The organism is Aquamicrobium lusatiense (genome assembly GCF_014201615.1).
Taxonomy (GTDB): Bacteria; Pseudomonadota; Alphaproteobacteria; order Rhizobiales; family Rhizobiaceae; genus Mesorhizobium; species Mesorhizobium lusatiense.
Genome location: NZ_JACHEU010000001.1, coordinates 941,997 through 959,159 on the forward strand (window position 1 = coordinate 941,997; position 17,163 = coordinate 959,159).

The following is a 17,163-nucleotide window of genomic DNA, read 5'->3' on the forward strand; positions in this document are numbered from 1 at the left end:
GGGAGAGCTGACATGCCTGATCGCCGGGTGGTGCAGCTCCTATTCAAGCCTTACGAACGGGTCTGCGTTTTTTTCTGTTTTTTGCCGATCTTTTTTCAGACGGGCGAGATTATCGTCATCAGCGGGCCGACAGTGCGCAGTTTCGCGCCGAACGGGCTCACCACCGCTTCCAGTGCGCGGCCAGGATCGCCGAGGTCGAAAACGCCGCTGACCTCGCGCCTGCCGAGCGAAGGATCGGCCAGCATGACGCGGCCCGGCAGCCAGCGCGCGATCTTCGCCACCATGGCCGAGACGGTCTCCTGCTCGGCCACGATCAGGCCTTCGCGCCATGCGGCAACCTGATCCGCATCGCGCGTGCCCCGCTTCAGAAGGTGCGAGGCGGGGTCGAGGGTGGCCCAGTCTCCTGCAGACAGGCGGGTTGTCTGTGCGGGAAGCGCATCGTCAGCTCGCGCCTCCACCATGCCGTGCGAAACGGATACGGAAATGAAACCTGCATCCTGCGAGACATCGAAGGCGGTGCCCAGGGCTCTCGCCGTCACCGGTCCCGCGCTGACCATAAAAGGACGATGAGGATTGGGCGCAACCTCGAAGAAGGCCATTCCGGCCAGCAATTCGATCATGCGCTGTGAATCGCTGTAAAGCGTGGCAATGGCGGTATCGGGCCCGAGTGTCGCCATGCTGCCATCCGGAAGGGTAATCCGGCGGATTTCGGCTGTGGTGGTGATGTGGTCGGCCCTGGCATGCAGCAAGGCCAGCGGAACGCCCCAGGATCCGACGGCCACCGCGGCCAGACCTGCGGCACCGCCCATCAACAGGTTGCGGCGCGAAAGCTTGCCGTCCGTGCTCTGTGTGCGCTGGCCGGCCAGTATCTTTCCGGTCATGCCATGGATTTCAGCCACCCGTGCCCATGCAGCGGCATGATGCGGGCTGCGCGCCACCCAGTTGCGAATCGTCTCGACCGAAACGGGATTGGCAGGGTCGTTCTGCAAGCGGATGGCGAGATCGGCTGCCTCAAGAAACAGCTGGCGACCATCCGTCTCGTCATTCATGCGGGTCTCCCAATGGCCGGTTCAGGGCACGCAAAAAATGCCCGTAACACCTAATACGGTTAGCGGGCAGAAATTTTCTGCGGAGGCAGGGAAAACTTATCGCACTGCGGAAAGCCGCGTGTCGATATGCTCATAGGCATGGCGTATGAGAGACCATGTGCGCGATACGGAAAGATCAAGCTCGGCCGCCACTGCTGCAATGGTCATCGCCTCGAGACGGTGCATCTCGAAAGCCTTGCGGGTCCGCTCGGGCAATTCGGCAAGCGCGGCCTTCGTAAGGGCGAGCTTTTGCCGGTCGTAGACGATGGTCTCCGCGGAAGGGGCAGTGTCGGCCAGTGCGGCAAACGCCTCCGGTGCGAGATCCACGAAGGTGACGCGCCGTTCGCGGCGCTGATGGTCGATGCCGAGGTTGCGCGCAACGCGGAAAAGATAGCCGGCCGGATTGTGCGCGGCCGTGCCACTGGCCGGCGGAGAGACGAGCACGCGGACGAACGTGTCCTGCGTGAGATCGGCTGCGGTCTCTTCGGCTATGCCCCGGCGGCGCAGCGATTGGGCAATGTCACGCGCATGCTTTCTGAAAAGATGCTGCAAATCCCACATTGGCAATCTGTTCCTGCTCGTCGAGGGCAGCAGGTGGGACAAAGGGCCGTAACGATGCCCGTCTTTACCGCGCTGATTCCTGTGCCGCTTCCGGGAACTGGCAGAACAAATCCAGCATTGGCCATCGAGACCAGCCAGACCCGGCAAATATGATTTTGTTGATTAATAAGCTCATGTTTTTGTGGCAAGGCACAAATCGCCCTGTGTCACCGAAAGCGCGAACAATTTGCATATTTGCAACACAAATGAAAAAGGGCGGTGAGGCGCGCGACCGTGCAGGCCACATCGCATGCAGGACGAGTGAGCGGCAGCCCGTAACGGCAGCATATGTTGCAGATCTGAGGAAATTTGGTGGAGCCAAGCGGGATCGAACCGCTGACCTCCTGCATGCCATGCAGGCGCTCTCCCAGCTGAGCTATGGCCCCACACCCGGTTTGTTTGCCGGGAGCCGTTTCCGGCTAGGTATCGGGCAAAGCATCTTCACCCGATGTGGGCGGCTTCTAGCGCCGCCCGTTGTGAATAGCAAGCCTCTTCAGCCTGCTTTTTTCATGCCGTGCGCATAAAAACGCGGCATGTGGACATCGTCCCGATCAGATGTCGTCTTCGTCGTCGTCGCCAACGCCGATCATGTCGGAAACGTCGTCGTCACCCTCTTCCTCGTCGGCAAGGAAGGTGTCGTCATCGTCGCCCAGATCGACGTCGTCATCGTCGTCGCCGAGATCCGGCAGATCGTCGTCCTTCGAATCACCGTCGGCGTCTTCGAGCGGAACCAGAACGGCGCCATCTTCCTCGGCGTCCAGCTCCTTCTCTGCAACTTCATCCTCTTCTTCAAGGATGGAAGCCTTGGTGTCCTCGAAATAGGAACGCGGATAGGTCTTGCCCGTATAAGGCGAGACGATCGGATCCTTGTTCAGATCATAGAATTTCTGGCCCGTTTCCGGGTCGATTCGTTTGGTGCCAAGTTCGGATTTTGCCACGACAAGCCTCGTCGAAAAAAGTTTGGTCCCCTTAACGGCTCCTTGCAAGCCTGTCAAAGCCAAATGCCGCCACCGGAAAACCGGAGTTTCCTGCAGCTTACCAAGGGGGATGACCGTCGCAGCCGGTCATGATACGAGACCGCCGCGCTCCCTTTGAAATTGCCCGCCAACCGGGATCTTCGCAAGAGGAATAGTCATGTCGCATTCCGCCGCCCCGCAACCGGCCATCGCCCGCCGCTCTTCCGCCCTCCGGGGCGAGGCACGGGTTCCCGGCGACAAGTCGATTTCGCATCGCTCCTTTATGTTTGGCGGCCTCGCTTCGGGCGAGACGCGCATAACCGGTCTGCTTGAGGGCGAGGATGTGCTGCGCACCGGCGAAGCGATGAAGGCCATGGGCGCCCATATTGAAAAGAAGGGCGACGAATGGATCATTCGTGGCACCGGCAACGGCGCGCTCCTGCAGCCTCAGGGTCCGCTTGATTTCGGCAATGCCGGCACCGGCTCGCGCCTCACCATGGGGCTTGTCGGCACCTATGACATGGAAACCACCTTCATCGGCGACGCGTCGCTGCATTCGCGCCCCATGGGCCGCGTGCTCGATCCGCTGCGCCAGATGGGCGTGCAGGTGCTGAATGCAGCCCCCGGCGATCGCATGCCGCTGACCCTGCGCGGGCCCAAACATGCCGCACCCATCACTTACCGCGTGCCGATGCCGTCGGCGCAGGTGAAGTCGGCCGTGCTGCTGGCCGCGCTCAACACGCCCGGCATCACCACCGTCATCGAGCCGGTGATGACCCGCGACCACACCGAAAAGATGCTGAAGGGTTTCGGCGCCAATATAGATGTGGAAACCGACGAGCGCGGCGTGCGTCATATCTTCATCGAGGGGCAGGGCAGGCTTGCCGGCCAGACGATTGCCGTGCCCGGTGACCCGTCCTCGGCCGCATTCCCGCTGATTGCGGCCCTGATCGTGCCCGGTTCCGACATCGTCATCCGCAATGTGCTGATGAACCCGACGCGGACGGGTTTGATTCTCACGCTTCAGGAAATGGGCGCCGATATCGAGGTGCAGGACCCGCGCAGCGAGGGTGGCGAAGATGTTGCCGATCTGCGTGTGCGTCATTCGCAGCTGAAGAGCGTCACCGTTCCGGCCGAGCGGGCGCCGTCGATGATCGACGAATATCCGGTGCTGGCCGTTGCCGCCGCCTTTGCCGAAGGCGAAACGCTGATGCAGGGGCTTGAAGAGTTGCGCGTGAAGGAAAGCGACCGGCTTGCGGCAGTTGCTGCCGGTTTGCGTCAGAACAATGTGGACTGCACGGAAGGCGAGGCGACGCTCGCCGTGCGTGGCGTTCCGGGCGGAAAGGGCCTGGGCGGGGGTGAAGCGGTCAGGACCCATCTCGACCATCGCATCGCAATGAGCTTCCTGATCATGGGGCTGGCTGCGGAAAAGCCGGTCACCATCGATGATCAGGCCATGATCGCGACCTCGTTTCCCGAGTTCATGGGCCTGATGACCGGGCTTGGAGCGCAGATTGAAGCGGTGGAAGCCGCAGCATGACCGCCGCTTCTCTCGTCATCGCCATCGACGGACCTGCCGCTTCCGGCAAGGGCACGCTGGCGCGGCGGCTGGCCGACTATTACCACCTGCCGCATCTGGATACCGGCCTGACCTACAGGGCGGTCGCCCATATGCTGCTGACGAAGGGCTGGCCGCTGGGTGATGCGCCGCATGCGGTGGAGGCCGCGCGTCTTGTCGATCTCGGCAGCCTGGACCGCGACGTGCTCTCCGTCCACGCCGTTGGCGAGGCGGCCTCGAAGATCGCCGTCATTCCCGAGGTGCGGCGCATATTGGTGGACAAGCAGCGCGCATTCGCCGCGCAGGTCTCGGGGGCGGTATTGGATGGCCGCGACATAGGCACGGTCGTCTGCCCGGATGCGACGGTGAAGCTTTATGTGACGGCGAGCGCCGAGGTGCGGGCGCGGCGGCGGCTGGCCGAGATCGAGGCGCGTGACGGCACCGGCGATTTCGCCACCATTCTTGCCGATATAGCACGTCGGGACGAGCGCGACATGGGCCGCGCCGACTCCCCGCTGCGGCCTGCCGCCGATGCGCACTTGCTCGATACCAGCGAAATGGATATAGAAACCGCGTTTATTGCCGCCAGAACCATCATTGATGGTATAGTGGCTGCAGCAAGCGAAAGCTGAACGGGATTGTGGGCGACGTGAAGCCTGCTTCTCATTCGATCTGAGACCAAACTGCCTGCCGGCATTCTACGCGCCGTATTTCGACCGCCCTGTGCGGTCCGGGACCCGAGGGTCCGGAATATCGGTCGGGCAAACGCAACACGAACCCACGGCGCCGCCTCCGGTAATGAGGCATTTCAGGAGAACATATGTCAGTTTCAAACCCTACTCGCGATGATTTCGCGAGCCTGCTCGAAGAATCCTTTGCCGACGGTCATGCCGGTGAGGGCCAGGTCGTTCGCGGTATCGTCACCGCCATCGAAAAGGACATGGCCATCATCGACGTCGGCCTGAAGGTCGAAGGTCGCGTTCCGCTGAAGGAATTCGGCGCCAAGGCCAAGGACGGCACGCTGAAGGTCGGCGACACCGTCGAGGTCTATGTCGAGCGCATCGAGAACGCGCTGGGCGAGGCCATGCTGTCGCGCGAAAAGGCTCGCCGCGAGGAAAGCTGGGTCCGTCTGGAAGAGAAGTTCGGCAAGGGTGAGCGCGTCGAAGGCGTCATCTTCAACCAGGTCAAGGGCGGCTTCACCGTCGATCTGGACGGCGCCGTCGCCTTCCTGCCGCGTTCGCAGGTCGACATCCGTCCGATCCGCGACGTCACCCCGCTCATGCACAACCCGCAGCCCTTCGAAATCCTCAAGATGGACAAGCGCCGCGGCAACATCGTCGTTTCGCGCCGCACCGTGCTTGAAGAGAGCCGTGCCGAGCAGCGCTCCGAGATCGTCCAGAACCTCGAAGAGGGTCAGGTCGTCGAGGGCGTGGTCAAGAACATCACCGACTACGGTGCGTTCGTTGATCTCGGCGGCATCGACGGCCTGCTGCACGTCACCGACATGGCATGGCGCCGCGTCAACCATCCGACCGAGATCCTCAACATCGGTCAGACGGTCAAGGTGCAGATCATCCGCATCAACCAGGAGACGCACCGCATCTCGCTGGGCATGAAGCAGCTTGAGAGCGATCCGTGGTCCGACATCGGCACCAAGTTCCCGATCGGCAAGAAGATCACCGGCACCGTCACCAACATCACCGACTACGGCGCGTTCGTCGAGCTGGAGCCGGGCATCGAGGGCCTCATCCACGTTTCGGAAATGTCGTGGACGAAGAAGAACGTGCACCCCGGCAAGATCCTGTCCACCTCGCAGCAGGTTGACGTGGTCGTGCTCGAGGTTGATCCGGCCAAGCGCCGCATCTCGCTCGGCCTCAAGCAGACGCTTGAGAATCCGTGGGAAGCTTTCGCCCGCAACCATCCGGTTGGTTCGGAAGTCGAGGGCGAGGTCAAGAACAAGACCGAGTTCGGCCTGTTCATCGGCCTCGAAGGCGATGTCGACGGCATGGTTCACCTCTCCGACCTCGACTGGACCCGTCCGGGCGAGCAGGTCATCGAAGAGTACAACCGTGGCGACATGGTCAAGGCTCAGGTGCTCGACGTCGACATCGACAAGGAGCGCATCTCGCTCGGCATCAAGCAGCTTTCGCGTGACGCGGCCGGCGACGCCGCCGCTTCCGGCGAACTGCGCAAGAACGCCGTCGTGACCTGCGAAGTCACGGGCGTGAAGGATGGCGGTCTGGACGTTCGTCTGGTCGAGAGCGGTCTGGAAAGCTTCATCAAGCGCTCCGACCTGTCGCGCGACCGTGACGAGCAGCGCCCCGAGCGCTTCACCGTTGGCCAGAAGGTCGATGCCCGCGTCATCGTCTACGACAAGAAGAGCCGCAAGGTTCAGGTGTCGATCAAGGCGCTGGAAATCGCCGAGGAGAAGGAAGCCGTCGCTCAGTACGGTTCGACCGACTCCGGCGCTTCGCTGGGCGACATTCTGGGTGCCGCGCTGAAGAAGCAGACCAACTAAGACGTTGTGTCTTCCGGCTCCGCCGTTTGCGGCGGAGTTCGGGGCTGAATATCAAAAGACCCGCCGGAGCGATCCGGCGGGTCTTTTTTTATTTGTCGTTGCAGTTCGGGCTGATTTTCAGGACTGGCCGTAAAGTGGAATAAGAGCGCCGCTCATCGCCTCGTTGGCGGGGGCGACCAGATAGGCGATCGTCGCGGCCACGGTTTCGAGGCTGACCCATTTGCCGAAGTCCGCATCCGGCATGGCCGCGCGGTTGGCAGGCGTGTCCAGAATGGAAGGTGCGATCGCGTTGACCAGAATGTTGCGGGCCTTGACCTCCTCGGCCAGCGACACCGTCATGGCGGCAACCGCCGCCTTGCTGGTGGTGTAGGCGACCATGCCCGAACCGCGGCGCGGGTTGAGGCCGGGCTTGGCCGCGACATTGACGATGCGGCCGCCCTTGCCGCGTGCCATCATGCTGCGCACGGCTGCCCGGCAGCAGAAGAAGCTGGTGTGGACGTTGGTTTCGAGAAGCTCCTCGAAGGACGCGGATTCGGTCTTGTCGATCGGCGCGGCACCGAAACCGCCGGCCAGATGGATGGATGCCCAAAGATCATTCACGCCCGCATAAAAGGCATCCACGGTCTTGGCGTCGGCCAGATAGATGTTGTGGCTCAGCCTGACATTAGGATGAGTGGAATAGGGAAAATGCGCGGGCGGTTCCGCGTGGGTATTGGGCACATGGCAGATAGCGCCCTGCTCAATGAGTTTGCCGACGACGACGCTGCCCAGCGCCCCGGTGCCGCCGGTCACGATAATATGTTTTCCGTCAAATGGTCCCGACATCAGCGATTGATCTCTCCTCACCCCTCACGTCATCACCAGGCCGAAGCAATTTGTTTCCGGATCGGTTCGACGCCCAATAAAAATGCTGAAACACCCATTGCTGATCCGGCAGGATGCAAGGTGCTCAGCGCATCCGCACAGCGTTGCGCGTTTTTGTGCATCACTCAAATGCTATTTCGTTGAGCCTGCCTTGCCTTTTCGCATGGCGGATGGCCACTTTTTTGAAACGCACTGTCACCCGGCTGAACCTTGCTTTCTCACTCAACTTTATTTCATTTGACCGTGAAGAGGGCTTCAGGCGTTAGGAGCGCCTCCGCAACAGGAAGAAAATTTATGTCCATCACCACCGAAAACGGGCGTCCGCGCCTGATCATTCCCGGCCTCGGCAGCATCTATACAGCGCTGCATGAAGGCTCGGAAACCCTGCTCCGCGTCGTCACCGGCGGCATCCTTGCCATCCATGGCTCGTCCAAGATCGTCGATCCGTTCGGAGCTGCCGAAATGGTTCAGGGGCTCGGCTTCTATCCCGGTGCCTTCTGGTCCCTGCTTCTGTCGTGCACCGAGTTCTTCGGCGGCATCTTCCTCCTGCTCGGCTTCCTGACCCGTCCGTCGGCCTTTGCCGGGCTGATCGTGCTGCTGGTCACCGTGTGGTTCCACTGGGTCACCATCGGTCAGGGCTATGCGGGCGCCGAGAAGTCGATCCTGTGGTCGGCGATGCTTTTCTACTTCGTCATCCGTGGTCCGAACCGCCATTCCGTGGATGCACGGCTGGGCAAGGCGTTCTGATCCGCTGCGATCGGTGGGAGCGACCACCGATCGCACTTTGCCTCGGCCAAGAAACGGACTATGAAGCGGCTTCAGCCAAGCCCCGGCGGTGCCGGGGCGCATAGCCGGAGCCCGTCATGACAGAAATCCTGCAAACTCCCAAACTCGTGGTCGTTTTCGGTGGGTCTGGATTCGTAGGAAGGCATGTCGTGCGCGCGCTGGCGCGGCGCGGCTATCGCGTCCGCGTCGCCTGCCGCCGCCCCGACCTTGCCGGACATCTCCAGCCGCTCGGCAATGTCGGCCAGATTCAGGCCGTTCAGGCCAATCTGCGTTTCCGCAAGTCTGTCGATCAGGCGGTGATCGGGGCCGATCATGTGATCAACCTCGTCGGCATCCTGACCGAGAGCGGGCGTCAGAAATTCGGCTCGGTGCATGAATTCGGCGCCCGTGCCGTCGCCGAGGCCGCCCGTGGCGTCGGCGCACGGCTCACCCATGTTTCGGCGCTCGGAGCCGACATGCAGTCTGCGTCCGCTTATGCCCGCACCAAGGCGCGGGGCGAAAAGGCGGTTCGGGACACCGTGCCGGATGCGACAATCTTCCGGCCCTCCATCATTTTTGGCCCCGAAGATCGCTTCTTCAACCGCTTTGCCGCCATGACCCGCTATTCGCCGGCGCTGCCTCTGATCGGCGGCGGTGAAACGCGGTTCCAGCCCGTCTATGTCGCCGATGTGGCAGAAGCGGTGGCGCTGTCGGTCGATGGTGTTGCCGTTGCCGGCAGCACCTATGAGCTTGGCGGCCCTGTGGTGGCCAGCTTCCGCCAGTGCCTGGAAGAAATGCTTGCCGTGGTCGAGCGCAAGCGCCTGCTGCTTCCGCTGCCATGGTGGGTGTCGAAGCTGGCCGCTTCGTTCCTTGGCCTTCTGCCGAAGCCCCTGCTGACCCGCGATCAGCTTGAGCAACTGCGCTCCGACAATGTCGTATCGCCCGGAGCCGAAGCTGAAGGACGCACCCTTTCAGGTCTCGGCATCGAGGCGCAGTCGATGGCCACCATATTGCCGAGCTATCTGTGGCGTTTCCGCGCCGCTGGCCAGTTCCAGCGCCGCCAGACGGCCTGAGGCAGATATCGTAGCAACAGAGGGCTGACGGAGTTTCCGTCAGCCGACGATGTAGAGTGCGGCGAGACCGACCGTGCCCACCACCAGCCGCCACCAGCCGAACAGCTTGTAGCCGTGGCGGCTGACATAGCCGAGCAGGCCGCGCACCACGATCACGGCAGCGAAGAAGGCGGCGATGAAGCCGACGCCGATGATGTGCAGGTCCGACGCGGAAAGCGCATTCCAGTTCTTGTAGAGATCAAGCGTGAACGCGCCGAGCATGGTCGGCATGGCGAGGAAGAACGAGAATTCCGCAGCCGCGCGCTTGTCCGCGCCCATCAGCAGGCCGCCGACGATGGTGGCGCCGGAGCGCGAGGTGCCGGGGATCATGGCAAGGCACTGGAAAAAGCCGATCTTGAGATAGAGCGACAGCGGGAACTGGCTCACCTCGTGATATTTCGGCTTGAGATCGAGCTTGTCGATCCACAGAAGCACGATGCCGCCCAGGATAAGCATCACGCAGATCAGCTTCGGCGTCTCGAACAGCACCGACTTGATGAAGCCGTGCGCCATGACGCCGATGATGGCGGCGGGCAGAAAGCCGATGGCGAGGCCGACCAGCATGCGCACCGCCGGATCGTCGGGAAGCTGGGGCGGCAGGAACAGGTTGGGGCGCCTGCGGCGGACGAGGGCGGAAACGAACTCGAAGGCGCAGCCGCCCATCCAGATCAGTGCCGCAATCACGCCCACGATCACCTCTCCGATGACCTTGAAGCGATCAGGTCTCTTCAGAAATGCCCAGAAGCGGGCGGCATAGACCGACAATATGGCGAGGATGGCGCCAAGCTGAATCAGCACCTCGAAGGCCTTGCCCGTGGATTCGAAGCCGAGAAAGTGCCCTGCAAGCAGGATATGGCCCGTGGAGGAGACCGGAATGAACTCGGTCAGGCCCTCCAGCAGTCCAAGCAGAAGGGCTTCGATGATCGTCTGGTTTTCCATGAGTGTGGATGATCCCAGTTTGCTTGTCAGAACGGCGTTCTGACCCTATAGCTCGCAAAGCTTGACAGTCCGTTGGTTTGGACGGCCATGACTTACCGGCGCGGATATCGATTCGCCAGTGCGCTTTTTTGACCCAAGAGACCATGCTGACGCTTTTTCATCATCCGATGTCCGCTGCCTGCCGCTTCGTCCGACTTGCCTTCGGCGAGTATGGCGAGGAACTGGCTCTTGTCGAAGAGAACCCATGGTCGCGTCGCCGGGAGTTCCTCGCGCTCAATCCGGCCGGCACATTGCCGATCCTGCTGGCCGAAGGCGATGTGCCGATCATAGGTGCGACCGTCATTGCCGAATATCTGGACGAAACGCGCGGTGTCCTGAAGCGCGAACGGCGGCTTTTTGCCGAGAACCCCATGGACCGCGCCGAAATCCGCCGGCTGGTCGACTGGTATCTGGTCAAGACCGAGAGCGAAGTGACGCGCCATCTGGTGCGCGAGCGGGTGCTGAAGCCCCTGATGCCGGAGGCCGCCGGCGGCGGTTCGCCCGATTCGGCGGCCATCCGTGCCGCCCGCGCCAACATCCGCCAGCACCTGAAATACACCAACTGGCTGGCGGGAACGCGCCACTGGCTGGCGGGTTCGCGCATCACCTATGCCGACTTCGCCGCCGCGGCCACCTTCTCGGTTCTGGATTATCTGGGCGAGATCGACTGGCGCGAGCAGAACGCGGCCCGCGACTGGTACATGCGGGTGAAATCGCGCCCTTCCTTCCGACCCCTGCTTTCAGACAGGGTGCGCGGTCTGGCGCCGGTGTCCCATTATGCGGACCTTGATTTCTGACCGGGGGACTTCTCACACGGGCACTTCCGGCGCCGGCAAGCTGCGGGCGCTGATCGACAGGGAAGCCTCGCGCGCCGGATTCGACCTGTGTGCCGTCACCTCGCCGGATGCGATACCCAAAGCGCCGGAACGGCTGGCGCAGTTCGTCGCCGACGGCTTCCACGGCTCCATGGACTGGATCGCCGAGACGCTGGAGCGCCGCGCCAGCCCCAGCGTGCTGTGGCCGGAGGTGCGTTCCATCGTCGTGCTGGCCATGAACTACGGGCCGGACCATGATCCGCGCGGCATCCTGAAGCTGCGCGACAGGGCTGCCATCTCCGTCTACGCCCGCAACCGCGACTATCACGACGTGATGAAGGGGCGGCTGAAGGAGATTGCCGGCAAGATCGTCGCCCGCGCCGGCGGCGACGTGAAGGTGTTCGTCGACACCGCACCGGTCATGGAAAAGCCGCTCGCCGAAGCGGCGGGGCTTGGCTGGCAGGGCAAGCACACCAATCTGGTCAGCCGTACCCATGGCTCGTGGCTGTTTCTGGGCTCGATCTTCACCACGGCCGAGCTGGAGCCGGACACGCGTGACACCGACCGCTGCGGGTCCTGCCGGGCCTGCATCGACGCCTGCCCGACCAATGCCTTTCCGGTGCCCTACAGGCTCGATGCCCGCCGCTGCATTTCCTATCTCACCATCGAGAACAAGGGGCCGATCCCTCTGGAGTTCCGGGAGGCAATGGGCAACCGCATCTATGGCTGCGACGACTGCCTTGCCGCCTGCCCCTGGAACAAGTTCGCGCAGACCGCTTCCGAGGCGAAGCTCGCCGCCCGCGCCGATCTGCGCGAGCCGAAGCTGGCAGACCTTCTGCAGCTTGACGACGCCGGCTTTCGCGCCTTCTTCTCAGGGTCGCCGATCAAGCGCATCGGCCGCGACCGTTTCATCCGCAATGTGCTGATCGCCGCCGGCAATTCCGGCGAGCCGGGGCTTGCCGGAGCGGTGCGGGAGCTGATCGCAGATGCCTCGCCGCTGGTGCGAGGCGCCGCCGTCTGGGCGCTGTCGCGGCTGGTTTCGGCTGAAGATTTCGCTGCGCTGGCGGGAGAGAGACTGCCTGTCGAAGCCGACCCGCAGGTTCGTGAAGAATGGCACCCCGGCAAAGGCGCATGGGCAGATGCCTCCTGAGGTGCTGCGAGCGTACGTTTACTTTTCCGCTCCCAGTGCTTAAAAACCAGTCTGCAATTCAGGGGCATGACGATGAACAAGGTCGAAGTCTCAGACAGATAAGCCGCAACAGCTTGCTTTTGCTGTTGCGGCCTTTGCCCGACCATCTCCGATTGCGTCAGCAAGGCCGCCGCCGATTGAACCCGATTAGCGGATAAGCCTTCATGTCTTTCAATCTTTCCAGATCGTGGAGCTACACGCTCCCGTGGGCGCTCGCCCTCATGGCGCCTTTCGATATTCTCGCCTCGCTGGCGATGGATATTTACCTGCCGGTTGTTCCGGAAATGCCGACTGCACTTGGTACCAGTCCAGCCGTCATCCAGCTCACGCTCAGCCTTTACATGGTCATGCTGGGTGCCGGGCAGATCGTATTTGGCCCCTTGTCCGATCGCCTTGGCCGCAGGCCGGTTCTGCTCGGCGGGGCTGTGGTCTTCAGCATGGCTTCGCTGGCGCTGGCACTCACCGCAGACGCCTGGGTCTTTGTGGGGCTGCGCTTCGTACAGGCCTGCGGGGCTTCGGCGGCGCTGGTGGCCATGTTCGCCACCGTGCGCGACGTTTATGCCGATACGGATGATGGCCGCATCATCTACAGCCTGTTCGGCGCCATCCTCGCCTTCGTGCCTGCGATCGGGCCGGTTGCGGGGTCTCTCATAGCCGTGACTTTCGGCTGGAGGGCGATCTTCCTGTTTCTGGCGGTTGCGGGGATGGCGGCTTTGGTGCCGGCCATATTCGGATGGCACGAGACGCATCGGTCTTCGCGACAGGCCCGGCAGGGTCGCTTCGGATATGTGCTGCGCGACAGGACATTCTGGGTCTATACGCTGGGATACGGCAGCGCCATGGGCACCTTCTTCGTGTTCTTCTCGACCGCACCGCGCGTGCTGATCGACAAGGCAGGTCTCACCCGGATGCAGTTCAGTCTCGCCTTTGCCAGCGTGTCCGTGGTCATGATCCTTGCAACCCGGATCGTGCCGCGCATGGCCGGGCGCTGGGGTAACGCGCGCGGCCTGACCTGCGGCATGGTCCTGCTGATCGCATCGGCGGGGGCTCTGCTCATCGGCCCGTTATGGGTATCCTCGCCGGTGGCCGCATTCATCCTGCCCATGTGGGTGGCTGCGGTCGGGATCGTCTTTACCGTGTCTGTCAGCGCCAACGGAGCGCTGCAATCCTTCGGGGATCAAGCCGGAACGGCGGTTGGGCTCTATTTCTGCATCCAGAGCCTGATTGTCAGCCTGATCGGCACCGCCTTCGTGGTGCTTCTGGATGGAGCGAGTGTGTGGCCGCTGGCCGGTTTCGCCACCTTCATGCCGCTCGTGACCCTTGCAGCGCTGGCGTTGCTCCAGCGGCGCCCCCGTTAAACCAGCCTTGCCCGGTTCCGCGCCTGATCGCGCGGGGCCGGGTGGCTGCTTGCACAGCGGCAGGCAACGGGGCTACCAACGACGACCAGTGATCGGAGCCGGTGCAATCATGACTGTCGGACAGGTTTTCATCTTTGGCGCCGGCTATTCGGCCCGTTCCTTCGCCAGCCTGTGCGGGCCGGACGTTTCCGTCTGGGGCACGACGCGCTCGCCCGAAAAATTCGATCTGCTGCGCTCCTGCGGCATCAGCCCGCTGCTGTTCGACGGCGAACTGACCCCGGAAATCGTCGCCCGGCTCGGGGAAACGACACATCTGGTTGTCTCGATCGCGCCGGGCGAGGCCAGCGATCCCGTGCTGAATGCCGCGCGCGAGACGATCGCCAGCGCCATGCCGCGCCTGCGCTGGATCGGCTATCTCTCCACGGTCGGCGTTTATGGCGACCATGGCGGCGCGTGGGTGGACGAGACGACGCCGTGCCGGCCGGTATCGCGCCGCTCGGTCCTGCGGGTCGATGCCGAGCAGCAATGGCTTGAGCTGGGCGACGCCACCGGCATCCCGGTCGCAATCCTGCGTCTGGCCGGCATCTACGGTCCCGGCCGCAACGCCTTCATCAATCTGCGCGACGGCACGGCACGGCGTCTGGTCAAGCCGGAGCAGGTCTTCAACCGCATCCATGTCGCCGACATTGCCGGCGCGCTGGCAATTCTGGCGGGACAGGACAGGGGCGGCATCTTCAACGTCACCGATGATGAGCCGGCCCCGCCGCAGGACGTGGTAAGCTACGCGGCTGACCTGATGGGCGTTCAGCCTCCGCCGGAAGTGCCGTTCGATCAGGCCGAGCTGACGCCGATGGCGCGATCTTTCTATGGCGAGAACAAGCGCGTTTCCAACAAGGCGCTCAGGGCGGTGGGGTATGATTTCCGCTTTCCGGACTACCGGACGGCCCTGCGCGCGCTGTGGGATGACGGCAACTGGAGCGAAGGCTTATCGCGCAGCAAAATGCGTCTGCCTTGATCGCGGCACAGTTCGCGACATTATGTGATTCGCGAATTTGCGGTGCAGGGCACCGGACCGGAGGCATGCTATGCGGAAAATCTGGACGAGAATGATGAAGGGCGCTGCGGCGATTGCCGCGTTTTCCATGCTCGTCTCCGCACTTCCGCAGCAGGCCGGCGCGCAGGAACTGGCCAAGGACCTTTTCGGTTCGCACCGGTTGCCCGCCGCTACGAAGCCGCAATCCATCGGTTTCTATTCCAAGGGCTGCTTTTCAGGCGGCGTCGCCATCGCCACGGACGGGCCGACATGGCAGGCCATGCGCCTGTCGCGCAATCGCCGCTGGGGCCATCCGGCGATGATCTCGCTGATCGAGAAGTTCTCGCGCGACGCGGTGCAGGATGGCTGGCCGGGGCTTTTGCTGGGCGACGTTTCGCAGCCGCGCGGCGGCCCCATGCTGACCGGCCATGCCTCGCACCAGATCGGGCTCGATGCCGATATCTGGTTCACGCCCATGCCGGACCGCCGCCTGACGCCGCAGGAGCGTGAGAACATGTCGGCCGTGTCGCTCATCGATCCGAAAACCCGCAGGGTGATCGAAAAGCGCTGGACGCCGGCCCATGCCCGCCTGCTGAAGCGTGCTGCAAGCTACGGGGAAGTCGAGCGCATCCTCGTCCATCCCGGCATCAAGAAGAAGCTCTGCGACACGGTAACGGGAGACCGCACATGGCTGCGCAAGATCCGGCCGTTCTGGGGCCATGACTATCATTTCCACATCCGCATCGGATGCCAGCCGGGTTCCCCGGATTGCAAGCGTCAGGAAACGGTGGCGGCGGGCGAAGGCTGCGACAAGTCGCTGGCATGGTGGTTCACGGAAGAGCCGTGGCGGCCCAACAAGAACCCCGATGCGCCGAAGGCCCGCGACGTCATGACCATGGCGTCCCTGCCGAAGGCCTGCCTCGCCGTGCTGCAGGCGCCGGATCCGGTTTCGCTGGCGTCCGTCACCTATCCCGGCGGTGGCGCGGCAACGATCTCGAAGGCCGATCCGATTGCGGCGCTGGCGGCATCCGGTGGTCTGCCTGCCGCGGCGAGTGCTTTTGCGCCGACGCCCGAAATCGGCGTGCCGGTGCCTTTCCCACGCCCGGTCAACTGACGCTCAGGCTGGAAGCCGTCACGATCGCCGTTGTTAAATCGTTTTAACCGGCGACGAAAACCCGTTTTCCTTTTTCAGGCCATGCGCTAAACCGCATGGCAACGAATGAGAGTCCGGGGATTGCGATGACGGATTCAGACGCTGGGGCAATGCGTTTCGCATTTCCCGTGCTGATCGGTGACATAGGCGGCACCAATGCCCGGTTCTGCGTCGTTCGCGATGAGACGGCAGAGGCGGGCGAGCCTTTCATCGTCAGGACGGCCGATTTTGCCAGCGTCGATGACGCGATCCGCGCCACGGTGCTGCAGGATGTTTCGCTGCTGCCGCGCACGGCCATTCTGGCTGTCGCAGCCCCTGTCGAGGGCGATGACATTCCGCTCACTAACTGCCCGTGGATCATCCGTCCGAAGCGCATGCTGGCCGATCTCGGGCTGGATGATGTGGTGCTGCTCAACGATTTCGAGGCACAGGCGCTGGCTGTCGTGGCTCTCGGCGCTGAACACATGGAAAAAATCGGCGGCGGTGAGCCCGAGCCGGGTGCGGCGCGGGTGGTGCTGGGGCCGGGCACAGGGCTCGGTGTCGCCGGTCTTGTCCATGCCTTCGGCGGCTGGGTGCCAGTGCCGGGCGAGGGCGGGCATGTCGATCTGGGGCCGCGCACGGCGCGCGACTACGAGGTGTTTCCGCATCTGGAAACGCTCGACGGCCGTGTTTCGGGCGAGGATGTGCTGTGCGGGCGCGGTCTGGTCAATCTCTACCGGGCTATTGCGCGCGCCGACGGCAGGCAGATTGCGCTGACCAACCCCTCAGACATCACTGCCGCCGGGCTGGCGCGAAGTGACACCATTGCCGCCGAAACGCTGGACATGTTCGCCACGCTGCTTGGGCGCGTTGCCGGCGACATGGCGCTGGTGTTCAAAGCACGGGGTGGTGTGTTCCTCAGTGGCGGCATTGCCCAGAAAATCGTGCCGGCGCTGAAAGCCGGAAGCTTTCGCGTCGCCTTCGAGGACAAGGCACCCCACAATGCACTGATGCGCAGGATCCCCGCCTGTGTCGTCAGCCACCCGCTTGCCGCTCTTGCCGGGCTGGCCGCTTTCGCCCGGTCGCCGGCAGGTTTCGGTGTCGAAACGCAGGGGCGGCGCTGGCGGGTGTGATGGGGCGATGCCTCCGCCATTTTTCAGCACCGACCATAGGCAAACGCGTACAAAAGCTCTAATA

16 protein-coding genes and 1 tRNA gene are annotated in these 17,163 nt (G+C 63.1%); 11 read left to right on the forward strand and 6 right to left on the reverse strand.

Annotated elements, in window-relative coordinates:
• Nucleotides 1-95: 95 nt before the first annotated feature.
• From HNR59_RS04540 to HNR59_RS04555, 4 genes are all read right to left on the reverse strand, one after another.
• Nucleotides 96-1,049, reverse strand: coding sequence for a FecR family protein (locus HNR59_RS04540; RefSeq protein WP_183826565.1), 954 nt, complete (start codon nucleotides 1,047-1,049; stop codon nucleotides 96-98).
• A gap of 96 nt (nucleotides 1,050-1,145) precedes the next feature.
• Nucleotides 1,146-1,649, reverse strand: coding sequence for an RNA polymerase sigma factor (locus tag HNR59_RS04545; protein WP_183826568.1), 504 nt, complete (start codon nucleotides 1,647-1,649; stop codon nucleotides 1,146-1,148).
• Between the two features lie 349 nt (nucleotides 1,650-1,998).
• Nucleotides 1,999-2,074: transfer RNA gene (locus HNR59_RS04550), tRNA-Ala, on the reverse strand.
• A 165-nt stretch (nucleotides 2,075-2,239) separates the two neighbouring features.
• Nucleotides 2,240-2,626 (reverse strand): TIGR02300 family protein, encoded by a 387-nt coding sequence (locus tag HNR59_RS04555; RefSeq protein ID WP_183826571.1) that lies wholly within the window; start codon nucleotides 2,624-2,626, stop codon nucleotides 2,240-2,242.
• A gap of 196 nt (nucleotides 2,627-2,822) precedes the next feature.
• Between HNR59_RS04555 and aroA the strand changes: the two genes are divergently transcribed.
• The 3 genes from aroA (at nucleotide 2,823) to rpsA (ending at nucleotide 6,720) form a co-directional block, all read left to right on the forward strand.
• The gene (gene aroA / locus HNR59_RS04560; protein WP_183826574.1) at nucleotides 2,823-4,184 is read left to right on the forward strand and encodes a 3-phosphoshikimate 1-carboxyvinyltransferase; all 1,362 of its coding nucleotides are present in this window, start codon (nucleotides 2,823-2,825) and stop codon (nucleotides 4,182-4,184) included.
• Nucleotides 4,181-4,834 (forward strand): (d)CMP kinase, encoded by a 654-nt coding sequence (gene cmk, locus HNR59_RS04565; protein WP_183826577.1) that lies wholly within the window; start codon nucleotides 4,181-4,183, stop codon nucleotides 4,832-4,834. Before aroA ends, cmk begins: the two co-directional genes overlap by 4 nt.
• Nucleotides 4,835-5,022: 188 nt before the next feature.
• A complete protein-coding gene (gene rpsA / locus HNR59_RS04570) occupies nucleotides 5,023-6,720 on the forward strand; it encodes a 30S ribosomal protein S1 (RefSeq protein WP_183826580.1) in 1,698 nt (565 codons plus the stop codon).
• Between the two features lie 117 nt (nucleotides 6,721-6,837).
• Here the strand turns inward: rpsA and HNR59_RS04575 are convergent, their stop codons facing one another.
• A complete protein-coding gene (locus HNR59_RS04575) occupies nucleotides 6,838-7,545 on the reverse strand; it encodes an SDR family NAD(P)-dependent oxidoreductase (RefSeq protein ID WP_183826583.1) in 708 nt (235 codons plus the stop codon).
• 333 nt (nucleotides 7,546-7,878) lie between these two features.
• On the opposite strand from HNR59_RS04575, the gene HNR59_RS04580 reads away from it, so the two are divergent.
• Both HNR59_RS04580 and HNR59_RS04585 read left to right on the forward strand, forming a co-directional pair.
• On the forward strand, nucleotides 7,879-8,331 hold the full coding sequence (locus HNR59_RS04580) for a DoxX family protein (protein WP_183826586.1): 453 nt from the start codon (nucleotides 7,879-7,881) through the stop codon (nucleotides 8,329-8,331).
• A gap of 116 nt (nucleotides 8,332-8,447) precedes the next feature.
• Nucleotides 8,448-9,422, forward strand: coding sequence for a complex I NDUFA9 subunit family protein (locus HNR59_RS04585; protein WP_183826589.1), 975 nt, complete (start codon nucleotides 8,448-8,450; stop codon nucleotides 9,420-9,422).
• A 39-nt stretch (nucleotides 9,423-9,461) separates the two neighbouring features.
• Here HNR59_RS04585 and HNR59_RS04590 read toward each other — a convergent pair whose 3' ends face one another.
• Nucleotides 9,462-10,400 carry an undecaprenyl-diphosphate phosphatase gene (locus HNR59_RS04590; RefSeq protein WP_183826592.1) on the reverse strand — a complete coding sequence of 313 codons (939 nt, stop codon included), beginning with the start codon at nucleotides 10,398-10,400 and terminating at the stop codon, nucleotides 9,462-9,464.
• A gap of 143 nt (nucleotides 10,401-10,543) precedes the next feature.
• Between HNR59_RS04590 and HNR59_RS04595 the strand changes: the two genes are divergently transcribed.
• The 6 genes from HNR59_RS04595 (at nucleotide 10,544) to HNR59_RS04620 (ending at nucleotide 17,099) form a co-directional block, all read left to right on the forward strand.
• Nucleotides 10,544-11,236, forward strand: a complete 693-nt coding sequence (locus tag HNR59_RS04595; protein WP_183826595.1) for a glutathione S-transferase family protein — start codon at nucleotides 10,544-10,546, stop codon at nucleotides 11,234-11,236.
• Nucleotides 11,217-12,404 carry a tRNA epoxyqueuosine(34) reductase QueG gene (gene queG / locus HNR59_RS04600; protein WP_183826598.1) on the forward strand — a complete coding sequence of 396 codons (1,188 nt, stop codon included), beginning with the start codon at nucleotides 11,217-11,219 and terminating at the stop codon, nucleotides 12,402-12,404. Before HNR59_RS04595 ends, queG begins: the two co-directional genes overlap by 20 nt.
• A gap of 203 nt (nucleotides 12,405-12,607) precedes the next feature.
• Nucleotides 12,608-13,801: a CmlA/FloR family chloramphenicol efflux MFS transporter gene (gene cml / locus HNR59_RS04605; protein WP_183826601.1), complete on the forward strand. Its 1,194-nt coding sequence runs from the start codon at nucleotides 12,608-12,610 to the stop codon at nucleotides 13,799-13,801.
• 109 nt (nucleotides 13,802-13,910) lie between these two features.
• Complete coding sequence (locus HNR59_RS04610) at nucleotides 13,911-14,816, forward strand: SDR family oxidoreductase (protein ID WP_183826604.1); 906 nt, start codon at nucleotides 13,911-13,913, stop codon at nucleotides 14,814-14,816.
• Between the two features lie 70 nt (nucleotides 14,817-14,886).
• Nucleotides 14,887-15,948: a penicillin-insensitive murein endopeptidase gene (gene mepA, locus HNR59_RS04615; protein WP_183826607.1), complete on the forward strand. Its 1,062-nt coding sequence runs from the start codon at nucleotides 14,887-14,889 to the stop codon at nucleotides 15,946-15,948.
• A gap of 125 nt (nucleotides 15,949-16,073) precedes the next feature.
• Nucleotides 16,074-17,099 (forward strand): glucokinase, encoded by a 1,026-nt coding sequence (locus HNR59_RS04620; protein ID WP_183826610.1) that lies wholly within the window; start codon nucleotides 16,074-16,076, stop codon nucleotides 17,097-17,099.
• The last annotated feature ends 64 nt before the right edge of the window (nucleotides 17,100-17,163 follow it).

What these genes read in the sequence shown, in the direction of transcription:
- HNR59_RS04545 (WP_183826568.1), bottom strand. Translation starts at nt 1,649, where the DNA reads ATGTGGGATTTGCAGCATCTTTTCAGAAAGCATGCGCGTGACATTGCC.
- HNR59_RS04540 (WP_183826565.1), bottom strand. Translation starts at nt 1,049, where the DNA reads ATGAATGACGAGACGGATGGTCGCCAGCTGTTTCTTGAGGCAGCCGAT.
- HNR59_RS04590 (WP_183826592.1), bottom strand. Translation starts at nt 10,400, where the DNA reads ATGGAAAACCAGACGATCATCGAAGCCCTTCTGCTTGGACTGCTGGAG.
- HNR59_RS04585 (WP_183826589.1), top strand. Translation starts at nt 8,448, where the DNA reads ATGACAGAAATCCTGCAAACTCCCAAACTCGTGGTCGTTTTCGGTGGG.
- HNR59_RS04595 (WP_183826595.1), top strand. Translation starts at nt 10,544, where the DNA reads ATGCTGACGCTTTTTCATCATCCGATGTCCGCTGCCTGCCGCTTCGTC.
- HNR59_RS04620 (WP_183826610.1), top strand. Translation starts at nt 16,074, where the DNA reads ATGACGGATTCAGACGCTGGGGCAATGCGTTTCGCATTTCCCGTGCTG.
- cmk (WP_183826577.1), top strand. Translation starts at nt 4,181, where the DNA reads ATGACCGCCGCTTCTCTCGTCATCGCCATCGACGGACCTGCCGCTTCC.
- queG (WP_183826598.1), top strand. Translation starts at nt 11,217, where the DNA reads ATGCGGACCTTGATTTCTGACCGGGGGACTTCTCACACGGGCACTTCC.
- HNR59_RS04575 (WP_183826583.1), bottom strand. Translation starts at nt 7,545, where the DNA reads ATGTCGGGACCATTTGACGGAAAACATATTATCGTGACCGGCGGCACC.
- HNR59_RS04610 (WP_183826604.1), top strand. Translation starts at nt 13,911, where the DNA reads ATGACTGTCGGACAGGTTTTCATCTTTGGCGCCGGCTATTCGGCCCGT.
- HNR59_RS04580 (WP_183826586.1), top strand. Translation starts at nt 7,879, where the DNA reads ATGTCCATCACCACCGAAAACGGGCGTCCGCGCCTGATCATTCCCGGC.
- aroA (WP_183826574.1), top strand. Translation starts at nt 2,823, where the DNA reads ATGTCGCATTCCGCCGCCCCGCAACCGGCCATCGCCCGCCGCTCTTCC.
- cml (WP_183826601.1), top strand. Translation starts at nt 12,608, where the DNA reads ATGTCTTTCAATCTTTCCAGATCGTGGAGCTACACGCTCCCGTGGGCG.
- rpsA (WP_183826580.1), top strand. Translation starts at nt 5,023, where the DNA reads ATGTCAGTTTCAAACCCTACTCGCGATGATTTCGCGAGCCTGCTCGAA.
- mepA (WP_183826607.1), top strand. Translation starts at nt 14,887, where the DNA reads ATGCGGAAAATCTGGACGAGAATGATGAAGGGCGCTGCGGCGATTGCC.